15 protein-coding genes are annotated in these 19001 nt (G+C 58.3%); 7 read left to right on the top strand and 8 right to left on the bottom strand.

Annotation, left to right across the window (positions count from 1 at the left end; all coding sequences use genetic code 11):
• Positions 1 to 82: 82 nt before the first annotated feature.
• On the top strand, positions 83 to 1486 hold the full coding sequence (locus OXE05_07720) for an extracellular solute-binding protein (protein ID MCY4437206.1): 1404 nt from the start codon (positions 83 to 85) through the stop codon (positions 1484 to 1486).
• A gap of 333 nt (positions 1487 to 1819) precedes the next feature.
• Positions 1820 to 3229: an extracellular solute-binding protein gene (locus OXE05_07715; GenBank protein MCY4437205.1), complete on the top strand. Its 1410-nt coding sequence runs from the start codon at positions 1820 to 1822 to the stop codon at positions 3227 to 3229.
• A 185-nt stretch (positions 3230 to 3414) separates the two neighbouring features.
• Here OXE05_07715 and OXE05_07710 read toward each other — a convergent pair whose 3' ends face one another.
• Positions 3415 to 4653 (bottom strand): amidohydrolase family protein, encoded by a 1239-nt coding sequence (locus OXE05_07710; GenBank protein ID MCY4437204.1) that lies wholly within the window; start codon positions 4651 to 4653, stop codon positions 3415 to 3417.
• A 375-nt stretch (positions 4654 to 5028) separates the two neighbouring features.
• Between OXE05_07710 and OXE05_07705 the strand changes: the two genes are divergently transcribed.
• From OXE05_07705 to OXE05_07690, 4 genes are all read left to right on the top strand, one after another.
• Positions 5029 to 6171 (top strand): serine hydrolase, encoded by a 1143-nt coding sequence (locus OXE05_07705; protein ID MCY4437203.1) that lies wholly within the window; start codon positions 5029 to 5031, stop codon positions 6169 to 6171.
• A 95-nt stretch (positions 6172 to 6266) separates the two neighbouring features.
• Complete coding sequence (locus OXE05_07700; protein ID MCY4437202.1) at positions 6267 to 6686, top strand: metalloregulator ArsR/SmtB family transcription factor; 420 nt, start codon at positions 6267 to 6269, stop codon at positions 6684 to 6686.
• A complete protein-coding gene (locus OXE05_07695) occupies positions 6676 to 8613 on the top strand; it encodes a heavy metal translocating P-type ATPase (protein MCY4437201.1) in 1938 nt (645 codons plus the stop codon). The genes OXE05_07700 and OXE05_07695 overlap by 11 nt, the downstream gene beginning before the upstream one ends.
• Before the next feature lie 182 nt (positions 8614 to 8795).
• On the top strand, positions 8796 to 9203 hold the full coding sequence (locus OXE05_07690; protein ID MCY4437200.1) for a hypothetical protein: 408 nt from the start codon (positions 8796 to 8798) through the stop codon (positions 9201 to 9203).
• Positions 9204 to 9270: 67 nt separating this feature from the next.
• Here OXE05_07690 and OXE05_07685 read toward each other — a convergent pair whose 3' ends face one another.
• The gene (locus OXE05_07685) at positions 9271 to 9858 is read right to left on the bottom strand and encodes a DUF899 family protein (GenBank protein ID MCY4437199.1); all 588 of its coding nucleotides are present in this window, start codon (positions 9856 to 9858) and stop codon (positions 9271 to 9273) included.
• A 254-nt stretch (positions 9859 to 10112) separates the two neighbouring features.
• Complete coding sequence (locus OXE05_07680) at positions 10113 to 11894, bottom strand: ATP-dependent DNA ligase (protein ID MCY4437198.1); 1782 nt, start codon at positions 11892 to 11894, stop codon at positions 10113 to 10115.
• Positions 11895 to 12415: 521 nt separating this feature from the next.
• On the opposite strand from OXE05_07680, the gene OXE05_07675 reads away from it, so the two are divergent.
• Positions 12416 to 13570, top strand: coding sequence for a site-2 protease family protein (locus tag OXE05_07675; GenBank protein ID MCY4437197.1), 1155 nt, complete (start codon positions 12416 to 12418; stop codon positions 13568 to 13570).
• 243 nt (positions 13571 to 13813) lie between these two features.
• On the opposite strand, the gene OXE05_07670 is transcribed toward OXE05_07675, so the two are convergent.
• From OXE05_07670 to OXE05_07650, 5 genes are read right to left on the bottom strand one after another with little or no spacing between them, the layout of a single operon-like run.
• The gene (locus OXE05_07670) at positions 13814 to 15199 is read right to left on the bottom strand and encodes a nicotinate phosphoribosyltransferase (GenBank protein ID MCY4437196.1); all 1386 of its coding nucleotides are present in this window, start codon (positions 15197 to 15199) and stop codon (positions 13814 to 13816) included.
• 11 nt (positions 15200 to 15210) lie between these two features.
• Positions 15211 to 15837: a histidine phosphatase family protein gene (locus OXE05_07665; GenBank protein ID MCY4437195.1), complete on the bottom strand. Its 627-nt coding sequence runs from the start codon at positions 15835 to 15837 to the stop codon at positions 15211 to 15213.
• Positions 15838 to 15866: 29 nt separating this feature from the next.
• Positions 15867 to 17411: a bifunctional folylpolyglutamate synthase/dihydrofolate synthase gene (locus tag OXE05_07660; GenBank protein MCY4437194.1), complete on the bottom strand. Its 1545-nt coding sequence runs from the start codon at positions 17409 to 17411 to the stop codon at positions 15867 to 15869.
• Positions 17412 to 17417: 6 nt separating this feature from the next.
• Positions 17418 to 18038 (bottom strand): GTP cyclohydrolase I FolE, encoded by a 621-nt coding sequence (gene folE / locus OXE05_07655; protein ID MCY4437193.1) that lies wholly within the window; start codon positions 18036 to 18038, stop codon positions 17418 to 17420.
• 30 nt (positions 18039 to 18068) lie between these two features.
• Positions 18069 to 18746 carry an adenosylcobinamide amidohydrolase gene (locus OXE05_07650; GenBank protein ID MCY4437192.1) on the bottom strand — a complete coding sequence of 226 codons (678 nt, stop codon included), beginning with the start codon at positions 18744 to 18746 and terminating at the stop codon, positions 18069 to 18071.
• Between the last annotated feature and the right edge of the window lie 255 nt (positions 18747 to 19001).

Here is a 19001-nt window from a genome sequence, read left to right as displayed (position 1 = left end):
TGTGACAGTGCTTAACTATAATCGCTACCGGATTAGGACACTCTGAATTTGGGGCACCGCCCCGTACCGAGGAGGCTCTTTGATGGAATCATCGAACACCCCTAGTGGACTAAGCAGACGACGGCTGCTGGCCGGCTTGGGACTTGGCACCGCTGGTGCCTTCGTGATTGCGGCCTGCGGCGGCACGGCTGCACCTGTAATGGAAGAACAAGCCGAGGAAGCGGAAGCTCCCAAGGCCGAAGAAGAAGCGAAGATGGCCGAGGAAGCCCCTCCCGTGCAGTTCCTGCACTGGTGGATTTCCCGCATTGACCCAGGCGGACTGGTACCGTGGGCCTTGGAAGAGTTCACGAATCGCACCGGCATTCCGGTGGAGGACGTGGGCAGGGACCCGATCGAGCCCCTGCGCCAGCATTTCCGCACGACCATCGCGGCCGGTACGCCAGTGGACGTGGCCTTCAACTCCATCATTTGGGCCCGCGATCACTGGGACCTGGGCTTGCTGATGGACTACGGGCCATATCTGACTCAGTATCCTCACATTCAGGACGACCAGTACTTCGAAGCTTCGCATCAGTTCCGCAAGGCTGAGGGTGCGACCTTCGGTATTCCCGTCATGGGGCCGGAGTCGCAGTCAATCGTCGTCAACGGCCAGTTGCTGATTGACATCGGCATGGACGAGAATGGCGGCGACATCAACAATTGGGATGACTTGTTGACGGCCGCACGCGCTATGACGAAGCGCGAAGGTAACCAGGTCGCAGTTTCCGGCTTCCTGTTGCCGAATAACGTGGCGCTCGCCCGCTGGGCGGCGTGGGTACTCACTACAGGTACCGGCGCGTATGATGCTGAGCAATTCACGGCACAATACAACACAGAACAGGCGCGCGACACGCTCCAGTTCCTGCACGACCTTTGGAACCGTGAAGATGTCAGCGCAAAGACGCCCGATGGCGATAGCGTGCCGGACCACTACAAGCTGCTGCAGGCAAACCAGGCCGGCATGCACTATGACATTAGCTCGACCCCCACGCTGCGCTACTTTGATGTTCCTCGCGACTTCAAGTATTGGCAGATTGGGTATCCCGGACCTTCTGATGGCGGTCAGTTTGCCACAGCGTCCTGGATGAATCCGGTCGTCACGCCACTAGGCGCGGGCAATCCGGACGGAGCGGTTGAGTTCATCAATTGGTTCTGCGGACTCGAAGTGGCCTTGCATAAGATCGAAGTCAATAAGGCCGTCTCCCCGCGTCTCGATCTCTTTGCCCATGAAGCGTGGACCGCTGGCGTTGCGGACCTTCCCGTGCTCCAGACACGCGAAGATCTCGCTAAGCTGCCGGGCGTTTACCCGTTCCGCCGCTTCCTGAAGCAAAACAGCGAAGTGCGGCCTATTCTCGAGGCTGCGTATCGCGGCGAGTTGGAAGTTGCTTCAGCACTTGCTCAAGCGGACGAGTTGGCCAACCAGATCCTTAACGAGCCAGCGGAGTAAGCACTGCTTATACTGCTAATGCATAGTTGAAGATTGAAAGGGGGCGCACAATTGTGCGCCCCCTTTGTTGTTCGGTGTGATCGCATTTGTTGCTGTTAACTGATCGGCACAACCCATGCAAGGTTCTGTTCAATTGGTCCATCCTTATACTCTTTGCCTCCTATGCAACTTCGAGTTTACTTACGGAGGCTTGCCACAGCTTTCGGGGTTGCTATTTTCTAGAACAGAGGCTCCATGCAGCTTCCCCACTTGACAGTACACAATCAAATTCGTAGCATCTACTTAGTGTAACTAGAAGCCGTATACGTACGGCACCTGAATGGGAGGGTTGCCATGGAGTCTTTGGATGAACGCAAAGGACTTAGCAGGCGAAACCTGCTCGCCGGCATAGGTCTTGGCACCGCAGGTGCTCTGCTCGCCGCGGCCTGTGGCGGCACGGCTGCCCCGGCAATGGAAGAACAAGCCGAGGAAGCCGAGGCTCCCAAGGCCGAGGAGGAGATGAAGCAGGCGGAGGAAGCCACACCGGTCCAGTTCCTGCACTGGTGGATTCCGCGCATAGACCAGAATGGTTTTACGCCCTGGGCCTTGGAAGAGTTCACGAATCGCACCGGCATTCCGGTGGAGGACGTGGGCAGGGACCCAATCGAGCCTGTGCGCCAGCACTTCCGCACTACCATCGCGGCTGGTACGCCGGTGGACGTGTCTTTCAATTCCATCATCTGGGCCCGTGACCATTGGGACCTGGGAATCTTGATGGATTACTCGCCGTACCTGACGCAGTACCCGGAACTGCAGGACGATAAGTTCTTCGAAGCTTCACACCAGTTCCGCCAGGCTGAAGGCGCAACGTTCGGTATTCCCGTGATGGGGCCGGAGTCGACCTCGATCGTCGTCAACGGCCAGTTGCTCCTAGACGCCGGTCTTGACGAGAATGGTGGGGACATCAATAACTGGGCCGACTTGGTTTCTGCCGCCCGTGCCATGACCAAGAAGGAAGGCAACGATGTCTCTGTCTCCGGCTTCTTGCTGCCTGCCGGTGTCGGTGGCTTGTCGCGCTGGGCGGGATGGGTGCTCACGACAGGCACCGGCGCTTACGATGCGGAGCAATTCAAGGCACAGTACAACACCGAGCAGGCGCGGGATACGCTGCAGTTCCTCTTTGACCTCTGGAATAAGGAGGAAATCAGCGCCAAGGATCCCGAAGGTGCCCCCGTGCCCGACCACTACAAGCTGTTGCAGGCAAATCAGGCCGGCATGCACCACGACATTAGCTCGACACCTACCTTGCGCTACTTCAGCGTGCCGCGCGACTTCAAGTATTGGCAGATCGGTTTTCCGTCCTCCGGTGGCCCGGACGGCCAGTTTGCCACCTCGTCATGGATGAACCCGGTGGTAACGCCACTCGGCGCGGGCAACCCGGACGGCGCGGTTGAATTCATCAACTGGTTCTGCGGGCTTGAGGTAGCAATTGTCAGGCTTGAGCTCATCAAGACAGTCGCGCCGCGGCACGACTTCTTTGCTGATCCAGCCTGGACCAAGGGTTACTCCGACCAGCCGGTGTTGAAGACGATTGAAGATCTTGCCAATCTGCCGGGTGTCTACCCCTACCGCCGCTTCTTAAAGCAGAATTCCGAAATTCGACCGATGCTTGACGATGCGGTCATGGGCAAGATCGAAATCGCTACCGCGCTGGCACAAGCCGACGAGCGCGCCAACCAGATCCTCAATGAGGATGCGGAGTAAGTACCACTTACGCTGCTACACCATTGGGTGAAAGCTTGCCAATAGGTGAAGGAAGAAGGAGGCGCACGAACGTGTGCCTCCTTTGCATTAGGGGTGTAGATTCCTCTTCGCTACGCTCATCGGAATGACAATCAATCACTTTGTAACCCAGCATATTCAAGTCAGGACTCATTAGGCCAGGACCCTTAGAGATGTACCCAGTTCCCTTCTTGTACCACCACGCTGCCATTACGCATCACCGCCCGCACGTCCGTTAAGGCCTCGATGCGGTCCGCCACGTCACCGTTGAGCAACACCAGGTCTGCTACCTTCCCGGTCTCAATCGTGCCAATCTCATCCTGCAGCCATATGCCTTCAGCCGCCCGTCCGGTAACGCGGAAGATGACCTCTACGGGATCGAGCTTGAGCGTGTGGCGCGCCTGCACAAGCCGCTGCGGCCAATTCGCGATGTTGCGGCCCATGTGATCGCTGGAGAAGTACGACTTGCACCCGCGCCGCTCCATGTCGCGAATGAGGTCGAAGCGAAATTCTACCTCTCCGGGGCCTTCCCAGCCGGACACGATGCCGTCTCTTCCAGCAATGGGAACCAGGGTGGCAAACACGTTCAAGTCTACGAAGATACCCTTTTCTCCCGCTTCCTGGGCGACCTCGGGCACGTATTCAACCGTTCCCTCCTCAGATCCCAGCCAATTGCAGTGTGCGAGGGCGTCCACACCCGCACGGACTGAATTGATGATGCCCTCTGTGGGATTGACGTGAGCGACGACTCGTTTGCGCAAGCGATGGGCATCCTCAACCGCCACACGCATTTCCTCCTCCGAGTATTGGGCGCGATAGCGGTTGGAAGGGGGATCGGACGCCCCACCGGTGGCCATGATCTTAATGAAGTCAACGCCGCGGAAGACAAGCTTGCGGATCGCTATTTTGATTTGGTCGGCGTTGTCCGCCAACTCCTCTATGCCCAGATAGTGGCCATGGCCTGCCGTTGTAGTAATGCTGGGACCGGCGGCGAGAATTCGCGGACCCACCGTCAACCCCTGGTTGATTGAATCGCGTACGTACAGCAGTGTATCCCCGATGCTGCCGCAGTCGGCAATTGTGGTAAGGCCGGCCGCCATGGCCTCGCGCGCCGCCTGCAGCGTGTAGAGCACAATAGCCTCGCGCGGCGCGTCGATGCCCGGATATGACGTGTCATCTTTGTTCTCAATCGTGAGATGCGCATGGCCGTCGATCATGCCGGGAATGAGAGAAGCGCCAGCGCCATCGATCTCGTCCCAGCCTGAGCGGTCCGGAAAGGCAGAATCAAGTTCTTGCAGCGTGCCGACAAAGGCAAGACGCCCATCTTCAATTACCACACAGGAATTGCCGCGAGCCTCGCTGCCAGTGCCGTCGATTAACACGTCAGGACAGATGAGTGTCGGCATAGTGTTCTCTCCTTGAAATTGCTGACTTCAATGACCAAGAACTACATCTATTCGTAAGAGTCGCGCCACATGCGTCATGAGCAAAGGGAGCAACTTGCCTGGGCAATCCGCCCCATTTGCGCGACGCACTCTCGGTACAGCCCGCTCGGCCTCGCACAACCGATGCGACTCTAGTGTATGGTATCTCCAGGAATCGCACACCGAATCCACAGCTTGTCCTGTACTGCATTGAGGCGTAGAGACTTACAGGTGAGCATGAATTAGAGGCTGTTAGCAGGTTGAAGTCGACAAGACTCGAGCTTGGTTCAATCTAATCTGCTAACTTTGGCAAACCGAAATGCGCGATTGTGCCTTGTATAGAAAGGTTCGTGAGCAATGTCCGGTGAGAACTTGACCGATCCTGCAACCGTTGGCTTGGATGCGACACAGCTTGAGCGCGCCTACGCGCTCATTGCGGGCTGGACGGAAAGTGGGTACATGCCCGCGGCAGTTCTGCACGTGGCCCGGCACGGCAAGACAGTCGGGCATCGCTCGTTTGGCCGGATTACGGTGGAACCGGGCGGCCCGTCTGCGCAGCCAGACAGCATCTTCATCATTGCTTCCATCTCCAAACCGGTAACCTACACGGCCCTGCTGCGGCTGGTAGATGAAGGCTCGGTCAGTCTCAGCGATCCGGTTTCTCGCTACATTCCGGAATTTGGCGGACGGTCCTCGGCAAGTGCGCCGGACCGCAATGCGGTACAGATACGACACATTTGCACGCATACGTCCGGGCTACCGGACATGGTGCCAAACAACGTGCTGCTGCGGCGCCAGCATGCGCCCTTCTCCACCTTCATTGACCACATTTGCCGGGTGCCCCTGCTCTTCGCGCCGGGCACGGACATTTCCTACCAGAGCGCGGGCACAGCATTGGCCGCGGAGATCGTGCAGCGTGTGCGCGGGAAGCCGCTCCGAGAGGTGTTGGCCGCCGAAGTATTCCAACCACTCGGCATGGAAGACACATCACTCGGCTGGAACCCAGCGCAAGAACCGCGCATCGTGGAAGCCACGCAGCCGTCGCATCTCGGCGGCTCTGACTATGATCACAATAGCCTTTACTGGCGCGAGTTCGGCGCGCCGTGGGGCGGACTCTTTTCAACGGTCAGCGACATTGGCCGCTTCTTGGATATGTATCGCAACGGGGGTTCACTGAACGGCGTCCGCATCCTTAGCCCCGCCATGGCTGCCGCCATGCTAAGCGAGCAGACCGATGCCATGCCCGGCATTTCCGCCGCCACAAAGCTGCAAGAAGGCTGGGGGCTGGGCTTCCGGCTTTACCGCCGCGCGAATCCCATGTACTTTGGCGACCTACTTTCGCCAGGCTCGTTCGGTCACACCGGCTCCACCGGCACCTTTGCGTGGTGCGATCCAAGCAAAGAACTCACAGCAGTCTTCTTCTGCAACCAGCTCCACGAGAGAGTCCAGCACGCGTTCCAAGTGCTTAGCAACACCATTGCGGCGGCGGTGCGCGACTAGAAGCTATTCCTGCCATTCGAGGCGCTTTACAACGGCAAAGACACGTACTATATTATTTAAGTATATACGCAAATGACTAAATGACGGAGGTGAGTATGGCTCAGCTCAACGCCCTCGATGCGTGTCTGGACGAAACACTTCATCCCGACCAGGCTGCGAAGGTCCTTGCAACGGCCTTGCGCGACGACCAGTACGAGGAGCTAGCCACCTACTTCCGCGCGCTCGGCGAGCCAAGCAGAGTAAGGCTGCTGCATTGCCTGCTGAGTGCCGAACTTTGCGTATGCGATCTTGCCGCACTAACGAACCTCTCTGTAGCTGCGACCTCGCAGCACTTGCGTACTCTGCGCAATCTGCATCTCGTAACAAGGCGCCGGGAGGGGAAAGTCATGTGGTACAGCCTGGCTGACGACCATATTCGCAGTCTGCTAAGCGTTACCCGCGAACATCTCACCCACGCGCCATCAGACTCAACACCGGACTCCCTGGCGTCAAGAGGGGAGCGTCATGACTCATGACCATGACCACGACCATACTTCCGCTGGGCTGCTGGCAGAGACCGGCACTCGCCTCACCCTTGCTTCCGGCGCTTTACTCGTCGCCGGCATCACATCCAGTCTCATTGCTGCTCCCGCAATGGCTCAGACGGCTCTTTATCTTGCCGCCATAGTGGTTGGCGGCGTGCCAATCGTGCGCGGAGCGTGGGAAGCGCTCACCGCGCACCGGCGACTTTCAATAGATGCTCTCGTGGTCGTTGCCGTCATTGGCGCGGCTCTCCTGGGGCAATGGTGGGAAGCGGCAGCCGTGGTGTTTCTCTTCTCATTCAGCGAAATGCTGGAGGAATTCACGCTTGATCGGGCCCACAATGCCATCAACGCCCTGATGGAACTATCTCCGGAGCAGGCTCGCATAAGAGTTGACGGACGCGAATCAACGGTGCCCGTCGAGAGTGTCGCAGTGGGCACGATCGTTGCGGTACGACCCGGGGAACGGGTTCCCGTCGACGGTGAGGTAGTCGCCGGTAGGACTACCATCGATCAATCGGCGATTACGGGAGAGAGCGCTCCGATAAGTAAGTCAACCGGCGACACCGTTTTTGCGGGTACCATCAACCAACAAGGGTACGTGGAAATTTCCGCAACGCGTCCGGCGAAAGACAATGCCATTGCGCGTATCGTGCGTCTCGTGGAAGCGGCACAGCAGGAGAAAGCGCCCACGGCACAGTTCATCGACCGCTTTGCCGCCTATTATACGCCGGGCATTGTTGTGTTAGCCTTCCTGGTTGCCGTTGTGCCTTGGCTGGCGTTCGATCAACCGTTGCAGGAGTGGGTGTATCGCGGTCTTGTTCTGCTCTTGGTCGGCTGCCCGTGCGCGCTCGTCATCTCCACGCCCATCTCAATTGTGGCCGCCATTGCCCGCTCTGCCCGCTCCGGAGTCTTGGTGAAGAGCGGCGCCGTTCTGGAAGCGCTCGGTCAGGCCAAGGTTGTGGCCTTCGACAAGACGGGTACGCTCACTCGCGGGCAGCCTGAAGTCACGGACGTCATTCCGGCGGCGGGTCATAGCGAAGACGAAGTTATCCAGATTGCCGACCGGTTGGAGCACCGCTCCGAGCATCAACTCGCCGCGGCTATTCTGCGCCGGGCGGGACACGACGCTACTGCAGAGGAAAGCGGTCACGTCCATACAGAGGAGGTACTCGACTTTGAAGCCGTGGCCGGCCGGGGCGTACGCGCGCGGGTCGACGGCACCGTATGCGTCTGCGGCAGCCCCGACTATCTCAGGTCACTCGGCTATGACATTACTCCCTTTGAAGTTTCGATTTCGGAACTTCAAGACGAGGGAAAGACCGCGCTGCTCGTAGCGGAAGACACGAAAGTAGCAGGCCTCATTGCTACCATGGATACGCTCCGTCCCGAAGCCGAGCCCACCTTGCGCGCAATTGACGCTATGGGTATTTCGCAATTGGTCATGCTTACAGGCGATAGTGAACCGACGGCAACGGCAATCGCCAAGCAACTGCCCGTGCGAGACGTTTCCGCTGAATTGCTCCCCTGGCAAAAGGTAGTCGTAATCCGAGACCTCGTAGAGTCCCACGGCAATGTGCTCATGGTAGGCGACGGCGTAAATGACGCGCCCGCGCTTGCCAGCGCCACCGCCGGCATTACATTGGGGGGAGCCGGCACTGACGTGGCCTTGGAGACTGCGGACGTGGTGCTAATGGCAGATGATCTAAGTAAGATCCCCTCCGCCCTGCAGCTAAGCCGGAAGACCATGACGGTGATAAAGCAGAATATCACGTTCTCCCTGGGCATCAAGCTACTCGTCTTGGTACTCACGCTCTTCGGTCTGACGTACCTTTGGATGGCGATCCTGGCAGACGTGGGCGCAACGATCGTAGTGGCAGGAAATGGCCTGCGGCTACTGCGTTCATCTGAGACGAGCTAGGGTCGTTTGCCTGCACAAGATGCACCACGTAGAGCGCATAATGCGTCGACGGCATTGATCGCGTTCGGCACAAGCGATTCAGAATTGCTATGATGGCTGCGAGGCGTCGAGTGGTAGTTCCGATGAGAAGTGCTGCTAACAAGCCACGTCAACAAAGACAAGAAGACGAAACTGGTGTTTACATGAGCTCTACAGCAGAAGGACACGTGGGACAATCCGACCAAGAGCTAAAGCGCGCCAGCAGAGGACGCATCGAAAGCGTGCTCAGCCTGCTCGACACTGGCGAGCAGCAGCTCTACGTGCTGCACGTACGGCTGCTCCCTCAAGCCCGCACCTTGCGGCGGCGCTTCCGTGAAGTCGACGCCCTGCGCCTCATGGGGTTCACGCCGCGGCCGGAGTGTCCCTACTTCCCGTACCAGTGCTTCTACGCCGGCTGTTACTACCGTGAACTCGGCGAAGCTCCAGACGACGCCACGCGTCAGCGCTTTGAGGAAATCTTCGATAGGTCTTTGGACTCCCTGGCAGAAGCCATCGAGCACATCCTGGCCGGCGCATGGCTCGCTGAGGAGATCGGATTACCGCTAAAGTAGCCTGCTCCATTTGAGCGCGCAATCTCACCTCTTGCGATTTCGCAATTGGTGCGTTGCGCACGTGGTGCTAATAGTCGAACTGGGGTTCCCAATCGCCAGGACCCTCTCGCAGGAGATCGAATAGGTGCCAGACCCCGCAATAGAGGTCTCCGGGGCCGAAGAAATCCCGAGCAACGCGCGTGATGGTTCCGCCGGCGCTTTTATGGAAGACGGAAACCCCGGGCATGGCGTGCGAGCCGAAGTGCTCCTCCTCCGATCCGTATCCCATGTCTTCAATGAACGTCGTGCCGCCGGCCGAATACATCCGAAACCGCCAACCCCGTCGTGTGGCGAGACACTGTTGGGTCTCAGGCGGATCGGGTGACACGACGACAAACGCCGCGCGGCTTTCCAGATGATGGAGCACCCCATTAAACTCATCGGCCCACATCGTGCAGTAGGGACACCCCGATCCCATATTGTGAATAAGGATTAGATCAGACCTATCGCCAAACATGGCCGACAGCTTCACCCCACCGTCCGGACCTGTGAGTTCGTAGTCCTCGACGGGCTCCGTGGGCAATTGGCGACGAAGCTCGACGAGCTTCTGTTTGGCCCTCTCCAGGTCTTCGTACGCTGCGGCAAGCTGGGTCTCTATGTTCGCTTCCGCTTTCACAGGGCTCCCTCCTTGCAAAGACGATACCGAGTGCTTGCTTCGGCACAGATTTCTGCCTCATCGGGAAGTGTGGGTAACGACGTAGCTTCACCTGTGGCAGTTGGGCGCTGCGAGCGCGATGCCCTTCCGGCACTTGCAAGTTGCACACACCAGCGGGTAGCCGGTCATTCATGTAGGCTTGCCGCTATTGAGCGCGGCGAGTTCCGCAAATTGTCGTCAGGCATCATAAGCATTCACTAGATCGCGGGAACTGCTCACTTCTTCGCTTTTGCGATCTGCACCGAGTAGAGTGCTGCAACCTCCTGCACTGATGTCGCGTCCTCCGGGCCGCGGTCTTCGCGCACGAACCCCACAACTCGTGGGAAGCGCAGCGCATAGCCTAAGTCGTCGCCATTCTGCTTGCCGCACGTGTGGGTGGGGCTGCGCGTAATCTCATCAGCCTGAATCTCCACCACATAACCGGGATTGCTCCAAACGTCAGGCTCAATCTCGGCTTCCACCCGTGCCGGCTTCTCTTCCGACGTCTCTTTGTCCAGCAATTCGCGCATCTGCACCCATTCCTCCTCTGAGAAACCGGTGCCGAGACGTGAAATCGTCACAAACAGATCGCGATCCTTGTCGTACACACCCAGGAGCAAAGCCCCGATGCCGAGTTTCGAGCGCGCGCCTTTACCATACCAATACCCTAGAACGACGCAGTCCACCGTATCGGATAACTCGCCTTGGTACGACCGTTTCATCTTGATCCAATCGAAGCTGCGGCGGCCGGCTTGGTAGACTGAATCCAGCTTCTTGGCCATGACTCCCTCGAGGCCGTGTTCGACTTTATCGGCAAAGAACGCCTCGATTGCGGCGACGCTATCCGTTTCGATATTCTCCGTAACCTGCAAGACCTGACCTTCCTGCAGGAAGCCCAGCATCTTCTCACGCCGTTCGGTATACGGTTGTCGGGTCAAGTCGGCGCCGTCGAGGTAGAGAAGATCGAAGAGCACAACACGAAGTGGAAGTTTTTCCGCCATCTCATCCACATTGTGCTTGCGCCGCCGTTGCGTTGTCATTTGGAAAGGAAGAAAGGCGCCGGTCTCCACGTCATACGCCAAGGCTTCAGAATCGGCAATGAACGTGTGGCCGGCTGCCTGCTCGCGTACGGCCGCAACCACATCCGGAAACATGCCGCTGAAGTTTTCCAAGTGGCGCGAGTACATGGTGACGTTTTCGCCGTCGAAGTGCACCTGACACCGGATGCCATCGAATTTCGGTTCCACAGCGCAACGGCCGAGGCGGACGACTAGGTCTTCCATAGACTTCACCCGTTCGGACGCCGCTGGAATAACGGGAGTGCCGACCACGATGTTGATATCCTGCAGTCCGTCTACGCCGGCACGCCAGTAATCTTTGGCAACCGTAGCCAAGTCGGAGCAGATGCTATAGGCGCGCTCAATGGACGCGCGATGGTCTTTGGATCCTGTGCGGGCATACGAGAGGGCGTCCATGACCGTAGGATCCCCGACACCCAGCCGCAGGCGTCCGAGGGGGATGCGCAAGAGATAGCGCACCTCTTGTTTCCCCACCTGCCGCAACAAATCAGCCAGGAGCGACACTCTCTTTGCGACGGAACCTTCGCCTTCCGTCAGAGCAATGTCGGTCAGGCGTTCGAATACTTGCACAACGGTGAGCGAGCCCTGCTCCCGTTCGATCCGCTCTTCCGCCACCAAGCCATAGTCGCCAATCTCGCTGAACCGCTGATGAACGTCTTCAAGGGTCGCTCCGGTACCTTCTGCCACAGCCTCAGCAGTTAGCTGCTCGCCAACGCCGAATTCGATGGGAGCATAGAGCGGCGCAACGCGTCCCTGCAACAGATAGATCACTCTATCCATCTCGTCCGGGCGGGTTTTCGTAAAGAGGTCTGCCAGGAGCTCCATCATGCGGATGCGGCTGCGCGTCGCATCGAGTTCCGCAAAATACGCAGTCAACTGATGAAAGAAGAGGGCAGCCTTTTCTTCAACCGATTCGGTAACTTCTGCGGTCGAGGACATAAGTGTTCGTCTCCCTGACGAGGGCTCTTAGGCGGCGAATAGACGAGAGCGGTTGTAAATCGTGCTCGGGGACTGTCATGCTGCGGGCACAACAGAGGCGTTGCCGTGCCGAGGCTTCATGGCACACGCTGTCGTGACTAGCTGCATCTCACGTGAGTTCTCACCGCCTCACTCACGCATGCTTGGCAACTGCGCGGGCGCTGGCCGACTACTGAGGCACCCACAACAATCTATCCAATTCCCGCAGGAGACACTCTGGAATATTGGCAATGAGCGGCGCACCCTGGGTGCAATAAACCCGCGAAGCGAGATGCTCTGCGGTTTCACGCATTGTACCACAGACCATTCGATAGCCAGCCGCGATACCGCTTTGCGGATTGGACTGTAGGCGTTGTGCGCTCGAAATGCCGCATTTCCCTCCTACGTTGTGGCATCGGGCTGGGTTGTATTCTTGGCGGAGCAAGCGAACTGCGGTACTGTAAGAGACACAGCAATAGGCAAGGAATCGCATAGGACGAAGTATGGCCGGATCTGTGCGGCTGGGGCATCTCTTCGGAATTCCCGTGGCAATCCACTTTACCTGGCTGATTGCGGCCGGTCTGGTAACGGCAACCCTTTCTCTCGCTATATTCCCATTCGATCGTCCGGGAATGTCAGCGCCCGTCTATTGGCTCATAGGATCCACAGCCAGCGCCCTGTTCTTTAGTTCGGTCGTAGCCCACGAGCTATGCCATGCGCTGGTGGCGCGGCATCTTGGCATTCCGGTGCGAGGCATTACGCTCTTTGTCTTCGGCGGCGTTTCCACAATTGCGCGCGAAGCGCGGAAGCCCATGCACGAATTGCTCATAGCCAGCGCCGGTCCCGCTTGCAGCCTCGCGCTATTCTTCACACTCTTTGTCTTGCAGCGTCTCATGCAGCCCCACTGGGCACTCGGCAGCAGGGTGGTCTTCTACCTGAGCCTGGCAAATCTCTTCTTCACCCTCTTCAATCTTATACCCGCATTGCCGCTGGATGGCGGGAGAGCCTTGCGCGCCGCCATTTGGTACGTTACCGGGAGTTTCAAGCTTGCCACGAAGATCGCGGCGCTCATGGGACACTTGCTTGGCTTCGCCCTCATTGGGTTCGCTCTGTATACTGTCGCGGTTCACGCCGAATGGGTGCAAGGCGGACTGCTCATCCTGCTTGGCTGGTTCGTACACAGCGCGGCGGAAATGGCCCAGCAGAACGCTCTCGATCGAGACCTGACTGCCGGAGTGACCTTGGCTGACGTGCCCAAAAGCAAGGTTGCCTTTGTCGCACCCGAAACGCCGCTGCAGAATTTGATTTACGACCATCTTCTCGCCGAGGACTCTGCACCGAGCGTCCTTGCCGTCATGCGCCGGCGATCGCTCCTCGGCATCATCACGGCGAAAGAGATTCGGCGGGTACCAAGCATTCATTGGTCCCACACGCAAGCACAAGACGTATTGGTTGAAAGTTCGCCGCAGGCATTCTTGGCCCCGGCAACACCGCTCGAAGAGGCCCTGGAGTATATGGAGGTAGAGCGATTAGGCTACGTGGTGGTGGCGAACGGTGAAGAGGAGCATCTAGAAGCCGTCAGCTACAATGACATGGTCCAATTCTTACACCGCAAGCGGGAAGAACTCCGTAAGGGTATGGCGGTTGAGCATCCGTGACTTCTGCACCAATAGCAGCGTCGCGCTCCCTGGCTGTCCGCATGCAAGTGGTTTATGCGCCCGTGCACAGCCATCCCCGGTAGCTCAAGCCCTTCGACTGGTTTAGGGCGCGTTTGTAACCTGCGTCCTAAAGGGTAGCGTAGGTTTGCAGCCTGCGTCCTCATGGGTAGCGTGGGTCAACAACCTGCGCCGCGGGAATCATGGAAGCCGGAGATAGGCGAATATTTTGCGTCGGGCGCGAAGTCACTCCCGCGGCTGTGCAAGCTCCGCGCGCAGCCGTTCTCGCTCGGCCGCCAGCGCCGCACTCACTTCGACCGGAAACGGCGGGTCTACTTTCTCAAGAGCGTGCAATCGCGGCGGCAGCGCTTGCCGTTGCTGCTGCGCTCTCTTCCGCGCCGCAGCCAGGTTGCTACAGCCTGCTCGCAGGCGTTTACCCCCTCGCATCACGGGAACGAGCAGCGGCGTGCCTTCGCTCACATTCTCGTCAGCCAATGCAATGACGTCTCGCACCATTGTACCGCCCTCTTGGAATCGATAGACCTGCTTGCGGCCGGGGAGCGAAGACTTGCCGGCGGAGAGCTTCATGCGGCCGCGGCCTCCATATGAAACGAGCTTGTAGGCACAGTCGATCGTGGGCGCATCGCTGGAGACGCTCATGCGGGTGCCCACGCCAAAGCCGTCGATCGGGGCATCCTGGCTCACTAGGCCCGAAATCGCATACTCATCGAGGTTGTTGCTGGCAAAGATCTCCACGCGGTGAAGACCAGCCTCATCCAGGATTTGCCGAGAGGCATGCGACAACGTGGCCAGATCGCCGGAATCCAGGCGGATCGCGCGCACCTGAAACTCACTTCCCATTTCATGAGCAAGTCTGACGACTTTCCTCACACCCGCCAACGTGTCGTAGGTGTCTACCAGCAGAATTGTATCTGGGTAGAGGGATACAAATGATCTGAAGGCTTCAAACTCGTCATCGTGCGCTTGAATGTAACTGTGCGCCATGGTGCCTCTGACCGGAATGCCATAGATCTTGCCGGCAAGCACGTTGGAAGTTGCCGCCACACCCGCCACGTGGAAGGCGCGTGCGCCCTTAATCGCCGAGTCCATGCCGTGCGCCCGGCGCGTCCCAAAATCAACGACGGTAGCTCCTCGCGCCGCTTGCACGATGCGCGCCGCTTTCGATGCCATGAGAGTTTGAAAATGAACCTGATTGATGAGAAGCGTCTCCACTAGCTGCGCCTCTGGGAGCGGCGCAACAACCTCCACTAGCGGCGCCAGAGGAAAGGCCACAGTTCCTTCGGGCAAGGCGTACACGTCACCGGTGAATTGAAAGTCCGCCAAGTACTCGAGAAACTCTGGAGAGAATTCTCCCAAGTCTCTTAGGTAGTCAAGCTCCTCAGCAGAAAAGGAAAGATCCTCTAGCATCTGGAGAACATCGGCGACGCCGCACGCGATGACGTAGTTCCACCGGTCAGGCAGACGACGCATGAAGAAATCAAAAACCGCCGTCTGTTTCATGTCCTCGATAAAATATGCCTGAACCATGGTGAGGGCATAGAGGTCGGTGAACAAGGCAGCGGCGGCGCATTCATCCCAGTGGCGCAGCCGACTTCGTCGCTGGCGCGGCATAGCAGCGCTCCCTAGTAAATGGTGCTTGCGGCTGGGATTCTGGTGACGTGATGGGAGTCATTCCACAGGATCAAAGTAGGCAATGTCTCTTGCCAGTCAACTATCGAAAGGCTGGCATGCGCGACGGAGACTTGCCAGTAGTGGTCGAGAGAGAGGCCGAAGAGATGGCAGAAATACATCCTTAGACCGCCTCCGTGCATCACGACCACGACCGTCTGTCCTTCATGCCGATGGACAATGCGGCGTAGAGCCGCTTGGGTCCGCTGGTAGAGAGCGGGGCCATTCTCGGCCCCATCCGGAGCCCAGTCCGGATCGTGCTGATGTTGCTGCCAGTCTGCGGTATTCGCCATGAGATCGGCCAGCGGTTGGCCTTCCCAGACCCCATAGCTACGCTCGCGCAAATCGCAATCTCTCACGCACGTGAGGTCGTGTGGGGAAGCGATCGCCTGCGCAGTCTCATAGCCGCGCGCAAGATCGCTGCAATAGATGCCGTCCAGAGTCTCATTCCGCAGACGTTCTCCCAGTGCTTTCGCCTGGATTGCGCCCTCCGCCGAAAGCGGGGGGTCTTGTTGGCCTTGGATGCGTCCCTGGCTATTCCACGTCGACTGACAATGGCGGACGAGGAGGAGTCTTACCATCGCAATTGCAGACCAAACTTTCTATCAATTTACAGTTTTCGACGTCGATCGAGCGGCGGGTCGACGAACTCGGCAAGGCCAAAAGCTTCTCGCGCCTCCGCGGCCACAAACAACGAACCCGTCGCACAGAGGACATCTTCGGAGCACATGCTATCCAACCCCATCGAGATAGCCTGTTCTACGCTTTCCGCCTGCGTAATCGGTACCTTGCCTGCGGCTGCCGCCGCGATAACACGAGGCTCCTGGGCGCGGGGATGCCGCGATCGGCACACGATGAGCCTCTCAATTGCCGGCACTAGGACGTCCAGCAGTTGCTTGACACTCTTGTCTTGGGTCGTCCCTAAGACACAGTGAATCCTACGCCCAGGATAGTGCTCCGCCAGGGTCTGGCGCAAATGCTTCATGGCATCGGGAGTGTGCGCGCCGTCGGCAATGACAAGAGGCCTAGCGGACAAGTGTTCAAATCGTCCCAGCCACTGCACGCTCTCAATTCCCGCGCGCACTGACGCGGACGAAAGTGGCAGTCCCTGGGCTGCAAGCTCATCTACTACGGCAAGAGCAACACTGAGATTGGTCCGCTGGTGTCGACCGCGCAGCGGAAAGCGCACTACACACTCCTCTTCCAGCACCCTAATCTTGCACGTCTGTACAGGAAATTCCCAACCGGGTTTCGCTTCGTTAGCAGTGGGGAAGGCAGACTGACCAGAATCTTCCGAATAGTCCGTTCGTGGTGAGCCTGTCGAACCATGAATGGACGACCCCTCGACAGGCTCAGAGCCTGCCCCGTACTCGTTATGAGGGTGAATGTTGGAACAAGCACGAGCCGAATAGTCAGGAGTACCTCGAGGGGTGATGGGCTCACATCGGCTCTCTTCTGCCGCTATGATCCTGGCACGCCGCTCGAGGCAGGTTTGCCGGAACACCTCTGTCACATTGGCTGGATTCGGCGCGTGCACCAGCACGCCGTTGTCCTTAACAATTCCCGCTTTCTCGCGGGCGATGGCATCAAGCGTGTCGCCAAGAATTGCGGTGTGTTCCAAGCTGATCGATGTGATCACGGAGACGTGCGGCGTAATGACATTGGTTGCGTCTAGTCTCCCGCCCAGACCGACTTCGACCACGGCCATGTCTACCGCCGCTTCGGCAAAGCAAAGGAATCCCAGGGCGGTTGCCAATTCGTACGTCGTCGGATCGCCAAGATCGGGCCGGTCCGACTTTAGCGCATCCACTGCTGGGACGATGCGTTCAACCAGCCGCGTGAACTCCTGGGAAGATACAGGCTTGTTGTTGATGCGCACACGCTCGCGAAACGTGTGCAAATGCGGCTGCGTATAGAGGCCTGTGCGAAGGCCGGCAGCGCGCAACACGGACTCAATGATCGCTGCCGTAGACCCTTTCCCCTTGCTGCCGGCGATGTGAATGCTGGGAAAGCGTTCCTGCGGATTGTTCAGGAGGCGCAGCAGCGCGCCGATGCGGTCGAGGGTAAAGCGAGGTGGAGCATTAACGCCATACCCAATGCCGCGCTCCCAGTCGACAAAGGAGTAGAGGTATTGGAGCGACTCCCCGTAATCCATTGGACTCTAGCGCTGACCCGTAGCAATGGCCATGAACTCGTTGCGTGTGCGCGGGTCTGAAAGAAAGAGGCCGCGCATTGCACTGGTAATCATGCGCGATCCAGGCTTTTGGATGCCACGCATTGCAATGCACATGTGTTCTGCCTCGACGACAACTGCCACGCCCCGGGGCTTGATCACCTTGGCAATCGTCGCCGCAGCGTCATCGGTGAGTCGTTCCTGAAGTTGCGGCCGCTTTGCCAGCGCTTCAATTACGCGCGCGAGCTTGCTCGCTCCCACGATTTGGCCGCTGGGCAGGTACCCCACGTGGGCCATTCCCCAAAAGGGAAGCAGGTGGTGCTCGCACATTGAGAAGAATTGAATGTCCTTCAGCACCACCATCCCTTCGTAGTCTTCGTGGAAACTTGCGTCTATGGCGGCAGCCGGATCTCGAGAGAGTCCCGAGAACAAGAACGCGTAGGCCTGTGCTATACGTCGGGGGGTCTCACGCAGTCCCTCACGTTCCGGATCCTCACCTATTGCCAGCAAGATTTCCTGTACCGCGCGCTCAATGCGGCGAGAATCGACTGACGTCTCCACGCTGCTTTCATCCGCCTTATGCTGGGCCGGTGTAAATTCTTGGCGCATGCGTTTCCAATCTATCGCTTACGCAAAAGCTCACTGAGTGTCCTCAAATTGCAGAACACGGGTGAGTCCCTCGTGCACAACCTTGCCGACGAGGTAGCCAATCTCCGTTGTGGGCCCGGCCCGTTGTATCCGCTCGCCTTTGCTCAAACAGGCAATAATGACACTATCAGCCGGGGTACCCGTCGCGATATTTCCCGCTTCCGTCGTAATGCGATTGTCCACTAGCGCCCGCACTTTCGCTTCGGTAGCCGTGATTGTCGCGCTTACCATAGCGCCCATGGAAAGGCTTGCGTCAGTGAGAATAATTATGTCAATTCCGCCCCCGGCATCCTGATTGCTTGGCGATGCATTGCCGGCAGAACACGGCGACGAGAGATCCGCAAAGAGCAACACCGTAATGCTCCACTTTGGCGCCGCCTCTGAAATCTGCACATAGTTATCCACGCACCCCGACGTAACAACTCCTACATACGGCTCGTGAATTTCCGCCTGAATTGCCCAATTGTGCAACTGCTGACTGGACTCCGGCAATTCCGGCGCCTCGAGCGCTGACATAGCCACAATATTTCGCGTGAGCGCAAGGTCGTCCCCAATGCTTGCGCAACCCAGCACTCGCAGGGGTGTCCTGCTGGCAACACGTACTACATTGGCAGACCGCGAGAGGGTAACACCTTCGAGCAGCATTTCGCTTTCGAAGTTACGAGTCATAGCCACTCAATCATCAATTGCATCAGCTCATGTGTGCAGCAGAAACCACAGAATGACATAGGCGGGCGGGGGTCACAACGCCATCTCCAGTATTCAATGGGCCACCTACCTTGTCAACTTACCCATCACCGGTAACACCGGGACGAATGAGGTCCTCTATTCAAGACGTGGCTGCTGCCTAGCGTAAACCAGCATTGCTAACCGAGAAACTACGCAAGCAAGACATTCACTAACTGGCGTGTCCCGGCTGACCGT

The sequence above is a fragment of the Chloroflexota bacterium genome (genome assembly GCA_026710945.1).
Lineage (GTDB): Bacteria > Chloroflexota > UBA11872 > VXOZ01 > VXOZ01 > VXOZ01.
Note: the sequence above shows the minus strand (reverse complement) of the source record. Positions and strands in the feature narration are given on the sequence as shown.

Excerpts from the sequence above, each read along its gene's own strand:
- OXE05_07670 (MCY4437196.1), bottom strand. The coding sequence starts at position 15,199 with ATGCCGCGCCAGCGACGAAGTCGGCTGCGCCACTGGGATGAATGCGCC.
- OXE05_07700 (MCY4437202.1), top strand. The coding sequence starts at position 6,267 with ATGGCTCAGCTCAACGCCCTCGATGCGTGTCTGGACGAAACACTTCAT.
- OXE05_07715 (MCY4437205.1), top strand. The coding sequence starts at position 1,820 with ATGGAGTCTTTGGATGAACGCAAAGGACTTAGCAGGCGAAACCTGCTC.
- OXE05_07690 (MCY4437200.1), top strand. The coding sequence starts at position 8,796 with ATGAGCTCTACAGCAGAAGGACACGTGGGACAATCCGACCAAGAGCTA.
- OXE05_07680 (MCY4437198.1), bottom strand. The coding sequence starts at position 11,894 with ATGTCCTCGACCGCAGAAGTTACCGAATCGGTTGAAGAAAAGGCTGCC.
- OXE05_07660 (MCY4437194.1), bottom strand. The coding sequence starts at position 17,411 with ATGGATTACGGGGAGTCGCTCCAATACCTCTACTCCTTTGTCGACTGG.
- OXE05_07665 (MCY4437195.1), bottom strand. The coding sequence starts at position 15,837 with ATGGTAAGACTCCTCCTCGTCCGCCATTGTCAGTCGACGTGGAATAGC.
- folE (MCY4437193.1), bottom strand. The coding sequence starts at position 18,038 with ATGCGCCAAGAATTTACACCGGCCCAGCATAAGGCGGATGAAAGCAGC.
- OXE05_07720 (MCY4437206.1), top strand. The coding sequence starts at position 83 with ATGGAATCATCGAACACCCCTAGTGGACTAAGCAGACGACGGCTGCTG.
- OXE05_07650 (MCY4437192.1), bottom strand. The coding sequence starts at position 18,746 with ATGACTCGTAACTTCGAAAGCGAAATGCTGCTCGAAGGTGTTACCCTC.
- OXE05_07675 (MCY4437197.1), top strand. The coding sequence starts at position 12,416 with ATGGCCGGATCTGTGCGGCTGGGGCATCTCTTCGGAATTCCCGTGGCA.
- OXE05_07695 (MCY4437201.1), top strand. The coding sequence starts at position 6,676 with ATGACTCATGACCATGACCACGACCATACTTCCGCTGGGCTGCTGGCA.
- OXE05_07710 (MCY4437204.1), bottom strand. The coding sequence starts at position 4,653 with ATGCCGACACTCATCTGTCCTGACGTGTTAATCGACGGCACTGGCAGC.
- OXE05_07705 (MCY4437203.1), top strand. The coding sequence starts at position 5,029 with ATGTCCGGTGAGAACTTGACCGATCCTGCAACCGTTGGCTTGGATGCG.